Genomic DNA, 9991 nt, shown 5'->3' with positions numbered 1-9991 from the left:
CCTCCCTTCTGCGACACAAGGCCAAGTCTTCGGGTCATTAACTGATCCCCTTCTTGTTTTCGTGCTTTATTGCTTATCGTGCAGTAACGATAGCATTATTTAATACATATTTGTATAGAATACGAAGCTGGTTCGTTTTTCACGAACGACTGAAGTATCCGAGAATAGGTCTACTTCAAGCGCCGACGGCACAAACTCACAACGGACCGCCGAATTGCAGCCAATTCGATCATTGAGGCGCGCTTTGCCGTTTCCTGAGAGCACGTTTGAGAAGGATTCCCGAGGCGGCTTTTTCGTGATTCATGGGGCGTCGAATCTACGAGACGAGCCGACGCTCCATGCCCGGAAGAAGCCGCCCGTACGGCGCCGCTACGCCACTGACCTGACTGACGGACAATGGGCTCTGATCGCGCCGCTGATCCCTGAGGCGCAGGCCGGCGGCCCAGGAAGGCCACATCGCGCGAGTTGGTGGATACCATTCTCTATTTCCTGCGGGCCGGCATGGCGTGGCGGCTTCTGCCCCATGACCTGCCGCGGTGGCAGACGCTCTATTACTATCTGCGCCGCTGGTAGCGCGAGGCGGGAGCGAGTCCACCACACGCTCGTCATGGCCGACCGCGAGCGGTGCGGCAGATCAGCGTCGCCCTCGGCGGCGATCAGCCAGTCGGTGCGCACCGCCATCAAAAGGGGGCGCCAAGGGCTATGAGGCGGGCAAGAAAATCAACGACTGCAAGCGGCACATCCTGACCGACACGGATGGGCGCCTGCTCTGCGTGCGTGTCCACAGCGCCGATATCCAGGACCGCGACGGCGGCAAGCTGCCGCTGAAGGCTTCGCGCAGGAGCTACCCGTTCGTTGCTCGCGTCTTCGCCAATGGCGGCTATGGCGGGCGTCTGGTGGAATGGGCGGCGGGGAAGACCCACATCACGCTCGAGATCATCCGACGAGGGGCCAGGACCAAAGGCTTCGAGGTCCTGCCGCGTCGGTGGGTGACGGAACGCACGTTCGCCGGGATCTTCAAGAACCGCCGTCTCGTCCGCCATTACGAGCAGATCGCCGCCGTCGCCGAAACCCTCATCACCATCGCATCATCAGCCACCCTGCTGCGCCGACGGCCATGAACCAATGCCCTTCTCAAACAAGCTTCTGAGAGCCATGGGAGGCCGGCCCGAAAAATCTAGTGACAAAGGAAACCACTGAGTCTACATTAGGGATGGGCAGTTACGAACTGCTGAATTTACCTGCGGAATCTGAAGTCGTCGCTTCCCTTAGTTTCGTATTCCTAGCAACGACTGCTGTGTGCGCCTCATCAGGAAGGGGTCGAATTCTACCCTATTGCATGGGAATCGGAGCGAGAGACCGGCGACCGCAGGAGTTTGGCTGGACGATGACACCTGCGCTACGGATCCGTTTTCATCCAAGAGGTTCAACCGCGCCTGAACGCCGACGCACGCTATTTCGTCATCCGTCGCGCTACTTCTGTGTCGATGCTTGGAGAGGTGCTGAGAGCTCGTCGGTTAACTTTAGTCGTACTGGAAATGCCATTTCACATGAAGAAGCCGAAACTAGATTGGATCTTTCGGGGCCTCGCCATCGTCGGTGTGGTGGCAGCAGGATACTTGGCTTGGCAATCATTCCGGGCAGACGAACTCCCGGCCGGCATCGGCTCCAGCAATGGCCGGATCGAGGCGGTTTCGATCGACATCGCGACCAAGGTCGCCGGCCGCATCGACAGCATCCTGATGGATGAAGGTGATACGGTGGAGGCGGGCGAACTCGTCGCCCGCATGGACACCGCGACCCTGGACGCCCAGCACCGCGAGGCGCTGGCGGAGCTACGGCGTGCCAAGATCGGCATTGAGACTGCAAAGCAACTCGTCAAGCAACGCATCTCGGAGCGAGAGGCCGCCGAGGCCCTGGTGGCCCAGCGCGAGGCCGAGCTCAACGCCGCCAAGAAGCGCCTCGACCGCACCCAGCGCCTGACCGACCGCGGCACGACCTCGCTGCAGGCCCTCGACGACGACCTGGCGACGTTCGAGGGCAGCCGCGCGGCGGTCGCCGCCGCCAACGCCCAGGTCGCCGCCTCGGAGGCCGCGATCTCCCAGTCGAAGTCCCAGATCGTTTCGGCGGAAGCCGCAGTCGAGGCGATCAACGCGCAAATCGAGCGGATCGATTCCGAGATCGCGGATTCGAGCCTGCGTTCGCCGCGTGCCGGCCGCATCCAGTACCGGGTCGCCCAGCCCGGCGAGGTAATCGCTGCCGGCGGGACGGTCATGAACATGGTCGACCTGACCGACGTCTACATGAACTTCTTCCTGCCGACGGAAGCGGCCGGACGCCTGAGCGTCGGCTCCGAGGCGCGGCTCGTCTTCGACGCCGCGCCGGAATATGTGGTGCCCGCGACCATTTCGTACGTCGCCGACGTGGCGCAGTTCACCCCGAAGACGGTGGAGACCGAGGAGGAGCGGCTGAAGCTGATGTTCCGGGTGAAGGCACGGATCGCGCCGGACCTGCTGCGCAAGTATCTGAACATCGTGAAAACCGGAGTTCCCGGCGTCGCCTACATCAAGGTGGACTCCGCCGCCCAATGGCCGGCCGACCTCCAGGTGAAGATGCCGGAATGAGCGCGGCGGCGGACCTGCGCGGCGAAGACGGTCCGCCCGCAGAGCCGGTGGTGCGGCTTGCCGGCGTATCGCTGCGCTACGGCAAGACACTGGCGCTCGACGCCGTCAGCCTCGACATCCCGGCCGGGCGGATGATCGGCTTCATCGGCCCCGATGGAGTCGGCAAGTCGAGCCTGCTGTCGCTGATCGCCGGAGCGCGGGCCATCCAGGCTGGAACAGTGAGTGCGCTGGGCGCGGACATGGGCCGGACGGCCGCACGCGACAAGGTGATTCCGAGCATCGCCTACATGCCCCAGGGCCTCGGCAAAAACCTCTATCCGACGCTGTCGGTCCAGGAAAACCTGGATTTCTTCGGCCGCCTGTTCGGCCACGGCCGGGCCGAGCGCCACCGGCGGATCGACGATCTCACCCGGGCGACCGGGCTGCGACCCTTTCTCGACCGGCCGGCGGGCAAGCTCTCGGGCGGCATGAAGCAGAAGCTCGGCCTGTGCTGCGCGCTGATCCACGATCCGGACCTGCTGATCCTCGACGAGCCGACAACCGGCGTCGACCCGCTGTCGCGGCGCCAGTTCTGGGATCTGATCCGCCAGCTGAGGGGCGAGCGATCCGGCATGAGCGTGATCGTGGCGACCGCCTACATGGAGGAGGCCGCGACCTTCGACTGGCTGGTCGCGATGGACGCGGGCCGGGTGCTGGCGGCCGGAACCGCACAAGAGCTTCTCGCGCAGACCGGGAAGGAAACCCTTGAGGGCGCCTTCATCGCATTGCTGCCCGCGGACGTGCAAGCCGCGCACCGAGAGGTGACCATTCCGCCGCGCAGTCCCAGTGACGGGTTCGCTATCGAGGCGGAGGGCCTGACCAAGCGCTTCGCCGCGTTCACGGCGGTCGACCATGTCAGCCTGGCGATCGAGCCCGGCGAGATCTTCGGGTTTCTCGGCTCGAATGGCTGCGGCAAGACCACCACCATGAAGATGCTCACCGGGCTCCTGCCGCCGAGCGAGGGCTGGGCGCGGCTGTTCGGCCACGAGGTCGATCCGGACGACATCGCGACCCGCCGGCGCGTCGGCTACATGTCCCAGGCCTTCTCGCTCTATACCGAGCTTACGGTGCGCCAGAACCTGGTGCTCCACGCCCGGCTGTTCCAGGTGCCGCGCGCGGAGGTCGCCCCGCGCGTGGCGGAGATGATCGACCGCTTCGATCTGACCGACGTCGCGGACGCCCTGCCGGATGCGCTGCCGCTCGGCCATCGCCAGCGCCTGTCGCTGGCCGTCGCGATGATCCACAAGCCCGAGATGCTGATCCTCGACGAGCCGACCTCCGGCGTCGATCCGATCGCCCGCGATGCGTTCTGGCAGCTGCTTGTCGATCTCTCCCGCAAGGACCGGGTGACGATCTTCATCTCCACGCACTTCATGAACGAGGCCGAGCGCTGCGATCGCATCTCGCTCATGCACGCCGGCCGGGTGCTGGTCAGCGATTCCCCTGCCGCGATCATCTCCCATCGCGGCGCGGCGAGCCTCGAGGATGCGTTCATCTCCTATCTGGAGGAGGCGGTCGCCGAAGGCTCGGTCGTGGAGGCCGAAGTGGGGGAAACCGGCCCGATCGAGTCGCCGCCGCCCGAGGCCGCGCGCAAGCCTGCCGCGTGGCGGCGATATTTCGATCCACGGCGCATGCTGAGCTATTCGCGGCGCGAGGCGCTGGAGCTCCGGCGCGATCCGATCCGCCTGACGCTTGCGATCGTCGGCAGCCTGATCCTGATGTTTGTCATGGGCTACGGCATCAGCCTCGACGTCGAGGACCTGACCGTCGCCGTCCTCGACCGGGACAACACCACGGTGAGCCGCGACTACGCCCAGACGCTGACCGGCTCGCGCTACTTCGTGGAAAAGGATCCGATCACCAGCTACGCCGAGCTCGACCGGCGTATGCGCGACGGCGAGCTGGGCGTCGCCATCGAGATCCCGCCGGGCTTCGCCCGTGACCTCGCCCGCGGCCGTGACGTCGAGATCGGCGCGTGGATCGACGGCGCGATGCCAAGCCGTGCCGAGACGATCCTTGGCTACGTCCAGGGCATGCACGCCAATTGGCTCGTCGAAAAGGCAACCGAGACCGGGAACGCCGCCGCGGTCACTCAGCCGGCGGGCGTGGAGATCCGCTACCGCTACAATCCCGACGTGAAGAGCCTCGTGGCCATGGTGCCGGCGGTGATCCCGGTTCTGCTGATGTTGATCCCGGCGATGCTGGCAGCTCTCAGCGTCGTGCGGGAGAAGGAGCTCGGCTCGATCGTCAACTTCTATGTCACGCCCACGACGCGGCTTGAATTCCTGATTGGTAAGCAGCTTCCCTACGTCGCCGTCTCGATGGTGAGCTTCCTGACCCTAGTCGTTGCCGCGATAGTGGTCTTCGGCGTACCATTGAAAGGAAGCTTCCTGACCTTGTCACTCGGCGCACTCATCTATGTCTCGGCCTCGACAGCGATCGGGCTGTTTGTCTCCACCTTCATGAAGAGCCAGATCGCGGCGATGTTCGGCACCGCGATCCTATCGCTCCTGCCCGCCATCAGCTTCTCCGGCATGATCGATCCAGTCTCCTCGCTGGAAGGCTACGGGCGGTTCGTCGGCGAGATCTACCCGACCACCCATTTCCTGACGATCGCCCGCGGGACGTTCTCGAAGGCTCTTGTTTTTTCCGACCTTCACACTGCCTTTTTCGCGCTTGGGCTAGCAGTTCCGATCATCTTGCTCGTGACGGCGGCCCTCTTGCAGAAACAGGAGACCTGAGTTCATGCGGCTCTCCAACGTCCTCCAACTCGGCATCAAGGAGCTTCGCTCGCTCGCGCGCGACCGGATCATGCTGATCCTGATCGTCTATGCCTTCTCGATCTCAATCTATGTGGCCGCAAGCGCGATGCCGGACACCTTGAACCGGGCGTCGATCGCCATCGTCGACGAGGACCGATCGCCGCTGTCCCAGCGCATCACCGACGCGTTCTATCCACCCTATTTCGTCCCGCCGATGCTGATCAGCCAGAATGAGATGGACGAACGGATGGATGCCGGCCTCGACACCTTTGCCCTCGATATTCCGCTGAACTTCCAGCGCGACGTGCTCGCCGGCCGACAGCCTGCGGTCCAACTCAACGTCGACGCCACCCGCATGACCCAGGCCTTTACCGGCAGCGGTTACGTTCAGACCATCGTCTCCGATGAGGTAGCCTCTTTCGTGCAGCGCTATCGGAGCGGCTCCAATCTCCCCATCAGCCTCGTGCCGCGGATCCGCTTCAATCCCGAGCTCAACAAGTCCTGGTTCGGCGCGCTCATGGAGATCATCAACAACGTTACGCTGTTGTCGATCGTGCTGACCGGGGCGGCCCTCATCCGGGAGCGCGAGCACGGCACCATCGAGCATCTGCTCGTCATGCCGGTAACACCGTTCGAGATCATGATCAGTAAGGTCTGGGCAATGGGGCTGATCGTCCTGATCGCGACGGCGTGCGCCCTCGTCTTCGTCGTCGAGGGGCTTCTGTCAGTGCCGATCCAGGGATCGGTGCCACTGTTTCTCGCCGGCGCGGCGCTGGAAATCTTCGCCACCACCGCACTCGGGATTCTGCTCGGCACGATCTCCCGAACGATGCCGCAATTCGGCCTCGTGCTGATCCTTGTGCTTTTGCCCATGCAGATGCTGTCCGGTGCCATGACCCCGCGCGAGAGCATGCCGGGCTTCATTCAGGACATCATGCTCGGCGCGCCGAACACCCATTTCGTGCTGTTGGCCCAAGCGATCCTGTTCCGCGGTGCCGGCATCGGCGTGGTCTGGCCGCAATTCGTGTCGCTCGCGGCGATCGGCGGCATCCTGTTCGCGATCTCGCTGACCCAGTTCCGCAAGAGTATCAGCACCATGGGCTGAGCGCTGGCCTCATACCGATGAGCGTCGGATATGACTCCTAGGGTTTCAGAAAGGCAAAAATCTGAAGGATTCTCATTCCGCAGCACAGCGATTTTCGACAGCCTGACGCTTCGGCGTATGGTCAAGACAACAAAGGGCACGGCCCAGGCATGTCCTCTTATCGCACCGGCCAAGATCTATGACAGCGGCTCGCGCAAGGCCGCGATGCGGATCGGCAGGTCACACTTTGAAGATCAACCGTGACTGAGTCCCGCGCTTCAATGCCCGCGGCCCGAATCTGGACGGGCTGATCAATCGCCGAGGCTGTCTGCGCAGCCATCGGGCTGGTCGTGCGGCTGACTCCATGTCCCGCACGCAACGGGTCAGTCGAAGAGTTCCCCGGGTGCATTCACAATCCAGCGGCGCGGCGGTTTGCTGAACACACTGCAGCGCTGGTAGCTCGTCGGTGTGGGACACAAGCGCGATTTATCGCGGGCACTGCCCGCGTCGATGGGCGACGGCCTCATCCGCCGGCGCGTGAAGGTGGGTGGTCGACCCAGCCGCTACCGCCGCGGCCGTGCCGGAGTCCATAGTCAGCCAAGGCGTTCATGTATGCGCGATCGAACGGCTTTTCCGACGTCATATCGAAGTCGGGTCCGACGAACGTCAGGGCGAATCTCACCCAGTTGTCGCCCGCGAAGTCGAAGGTTTTGGCGACAGTTGCTGTGCGCTCGCTTTGATGAACGTCGAAGAGGAGAGTCCAGCAATAGGCAAGGCCGAGGACCGCACCAAACTGAATTCCGGCTCGAGCTTGTTGTTGTTGATGTATATCCGGCTGCCGTTCGGCATCGTCCAACTGGGACCTGACGCGAGAAACGGGGTGGGAGGGTGAAAACCTGAAGCGCGGCGCCCCCGTCGACGTTCAGTTCCGCAAAATGCCGCTTCCCGGCCCGAACTTCGAAAACACGCGGGTTGCGCTGCCACCGGCCTATAGCAAAGCCGCGCAAACACGCCTCCCTCGAACGGGGTAAAATGCATGCTCTCTTTCGGGAGATGTCAGGTGTTGCCGGGGGTTGGCGGCCCATAAACAGGTGTTGCCAGCCGCTTGGGTTGCAATAAACGCCGGGAACGCGACGCCTGTATTCGGCTGGCAACACCTTTAAGCCTCTCGCAGTTCTCCTGTTTCCGCAAGCAAAAGCCGCCTCCATTCGTGCCGCCACCCATAAGCAGGTGGTTGCAATAAACGAAGGAGGCGTCGCCGATGCGCGCTCTGGCCTTCCTGTGGGCTTTGCTTGTGCGAGCCCCCGCGCGGCTTCTCGGCCGCACCCTGTTGGCTCTCGCCGGCCTGTCCCTGGTGTTTGCCTGGGGCCTCGTGCCGGTGGTGGTTCTGATCTGTCTTGTCGTTGCTGTTGGGCTGTGGCTGCGAATCCGCCGGCATCGGCGATGGGCCACCCTCCACGGCTCGGCCCGCTTTGCCACGCGCCGCGATCTCGATGTCCATAGTCTTCGCGGCCGCCGCGGCCTCATCCTCGGACGTGTCGGTCGGAGTTTCCTGCGGTTCGATCGGCCAGGCCATTTGCTCACCTTCGCGCCGACGCGCTCCGGTAAGGGCGCCGGATCCATCATTCCCAACCTGCTCGACCACCCGGGCTCGGTGTTCGTCATCGACCCGAAGGGTGAGAACCATGCGGCAAGCGCAGCCTTCCGGCAAAGCCTCGGCCGCGTGCATGCCATCGCCCCCTTCGACCGGCAGGTGGAGACGTCCCGGTTCAACCCCGTCGACTTCATCCGGGTCGGCGAGGCCGAGGAGATCGATGATGCCACGCTCATCACCGACATGCTGGTCCCCTCCAGTGGTCCGGAGACCTTCTGGGACAGCGAAGCCAAGGCGCTGATCACCTGCCTGCTGCTCTATGTGGCTCACGCCCGCAGCGGGTCGGAGCGGACACTTAGCCACGTCTGGACGCTTCTCATGCGCGACCAGGATGGGTTCGAGGACCTTCTTGAGGAGATCCTCGCGTTCGACCATCCCGGGATTGCCGCCATGGCACGGGGCTTTTCCCAGAAGGAGATCCGCGAGCGCTCCGCCGTGATCTCCACCGCCCAGACGCACATGAAAATCTGGAAGAGCCCGCTGCTCGCCCGGGCAACTGAGGCCTCCGACTTCATGATGGAGGATCTGAAGCGGAGACCGACGAGCCTCTACCTGATCCTGCCGCCGGAGCTCCTAGAGACCTATCGCCCGTTCGTGCGTCTGTTTGTGGGACTGGCTCTGGTCGCCACGACCCGCGCCCGCACGGCCCGGCGCGAGCCGGTCGTCTTCTTCCTGGACGAGACCGCCGCCCTTGGCCGGATGGAGCCGATCGAGACCGGCATCGGCTGGCTTGCCGGCTACGGCGCCAGCCTGTGGCTGTTCTTCCAGGATCTCGACCAACTGATGCAGATCTATCCGCGCTGGCGCTCCATGATCGCCAACTGCGCGGTGCGCCAGGCCTTCAACGTCACCGACTACGCGACCGCTGCCGAGCTCTCCAACATGCTCGGCACGCGCACGGTGGTCGCTCCCAGCATCAGTCGGGCGACGGCCGGACCGCTGTCGCTGTTGCCCAACCACTTTTCGACGAGCGAAGGGCTGCAGGCGCGCAAGCTGATGACGCCGGACGAGGTCATGGCCATGCCGACCACCCATCAGCTCCTGTTCGTCCAGGCCTGCCCACCGATCCGGGCGCGCAAGATCCGCTGGTTCGCCGAGGAGCCGTTCCGCGCCCGCAAGGCGCTCGCCGAGCGCCGGGCGGAAGCACGAAAGGACGACAACTAGAAAACCAGAAAGCAAGATAGGGAGAGACCACGATGGACCCGAACGCCAACCCCAACACCGCCGCCACCTGGCAGCTGTTCACGATGATCGCGTTTGCGGCCGCCGTCTTCGGCCTTACAATCGGCCTGGCCACCGCCAAACCGCCACCGAAGCTGCCAGCCTGCAACGCCGACGAGGGTCGACGGATCGTTCAGGCGGGCTTTGCGGCCGAGAACGACGATCTCGCGGTCTTTGGGCTCCACTCCATCCGGGAGGTATCGAGCATTGCCGACGGCACCGAGCTTCGCCGCTGCACGGCAATCGCGATCACCAACGAGGGCGAGCGGACTCTCCGCTTCGTCGTTGGCTGGGTCGATCGCGCTGACAAAATCGCGTTCTGGGCACGCTGAGAGCATCATCCAGGAGAAGAGCTTGACGGTTGCCGTTGAGAGGTTTGCAGATCAGTCGATCTGGACCTGCCGGGGGAGAGCCAGAACCGGGGTATAGCCCCCTTTGCCATTGGGGTATGCCGCTCGCGTGCTGGTCATCGCTGGTGAGGGGGACGCCGATTTTTCCGGAGCTGCAGTGAACTAGTGGATTGATTCCAACGTTTGGAACCCTCGGTTTCGAGCGGCGATGATGTCGTCGGGGTTGGCGCTCCAGACGAACGGCCGAGGGTGCCGGG

At 63.8% G+C, this 9991-nt stretch carries 6 protein-coding genes and 1 pseudogene; 6 read left to right on the top strand and 1 reads right to left on the bottom strand.

All coding sequences use genetic code 11. The features are described 5' to 3' along the window. Positions 1-382 precede the first annotated feature (382 nt). The 4 genes and pseudogenes from ACSSVZ_RS27425 to ACSSVZ_RS27410 all read left to right on the top strand — a co-directional run bounded on the left by ACSSVZ_RS27425 (position 383) and on the right by ACSSVZ_RS27410 (position 6530). Positions 383-1121 (top strand): annotated as a pseudogene (locus ACSSVZ_RS27425) (IS5 family transposase). 429 nt (positions 1122-1550) lie between these two features. Further along, entirely contained in the window at positions 1551-2624 is a 1074-nt protein-coding gene (locus tag ACSSVZ_RS27420; protein ID WP_453974043.1) for an HlyD family secretion protein, read from the top strand. Next, positions 2621-5404 (top strand): ribosome-associated ATPase/putative transporter RbbA, encoded by a 2784-nt coding sequence (gene rbbA, locus ACSSVZ_RS27415; protein WP_453974042.1) that lies wholly within the window; start codon positions 2621-2623, stop codon positions 5402-5404. Before ACSSVZ_RS27420 ends, rbbA begins: the two co-directional genes overlap by 4 nt. A gap of 4 nt (positions 5405-5408) precedes the next feature. Next, positions 5409-6530, top strand: a complete 1122-nt coding sequence (locus ACSSVZ_RS27410; RefSeq protein ID WP_453974041.1) for an ABC transporter permease — start codon at positions 5409-5411, stop codon at positions 6528-6530. Between the two features lie 502 nt (positions 6531-7032). On the opposite strand, the gene ACSSVZ_RS27405 is transcribed toward ACSSVZ_RS27410, so the two are convergent. Next, positions 7033-7365, bottom strand: a complete 333-nt coding sequence (locus tag ACSSVZ_RS27405) for a hypothetical protein (RefSeq protein ID WP_453974040.1) — start codon at positions 7363-7365, stop codon at positions 7033-7035. Positions 7366-7770: 405 nt separating this feature from the next. Between ACSSVZ_RS27405 and ACSSVZ_RS27400 the strand changes: the two genes are divergently transcribed. Both ACSSVZ_RS27400 and ACSSVZ_RS27395 read left to right on the top strand, forming a co-directional pair. Further along, on the top strand, positions 7771-9327 hold the full coding sequence (locus ACSSVZ_RS27400) for a type IV secretory system conjugative DNA transfer family protein (RefSeq protein WP_453974039.1): 1557 nt from the start codon (positions 7771-7773) through the stop codon (positions 9325-9327). 32 nt (positions 9328-9359) lie between these two features. Further along, positions 9360-9716: a hypothetical protein gene (locus ACSSVZ_RS27395; RefSeq protein WP_453974038.1), complete on the top strand. Its 357-nt coding sequence runs from the start codon at positions 9360-9362 to the stop codon at positions 9714-9716. Positions 9717-9991: the final 275 nt, after the last annotated feature.

This window comes from Amorphus sp. MBR-141, assembly GCF_053628695.1.
Note: the sequence above shows the minus strand (reverse complement) of the source record. Positions and strands in the feature narration are given on the sequence as shown.

Coding starts and splice junctions, on each gene's coding strand:
- ACSSVZ_RS27410 (WP_453974041.1), top strand. CDS start 5,409: ATGCGGCTCTCCAACGTCCTCCAACTCGGCATCAAGGAGCTTCGCTCG.
- rbbA (WP_453974042.1), top strand. CDS start 2,621: ATGAGCGCGGCGGCGGACCTGCGCGGCGAAGACGGTCCGCCCGCAGAG.
- ACSSVZ_RS27395 (WP_453974038.1), top strand. CDS start 9,360: ATGGACCCGAACGCCAACCCCAACACCGCCGCCACCTGGCAGCTGTTC.
- ACSSVZ_RS27420 (WP_453974043.1), top strand. CDS start 1,551: ATGAAGAAGCCGAAACTAGATTGGATCTTTCGGGGCCTCGCCATCGTC.
- ACSSVZ_RS27400 (WP_453974039.1), top strand. CDS start 7,771: ATGCGCGCTCTGGCCTTCCTGTGGGCTTTGCTTGTGCGAGCCCCCGCG.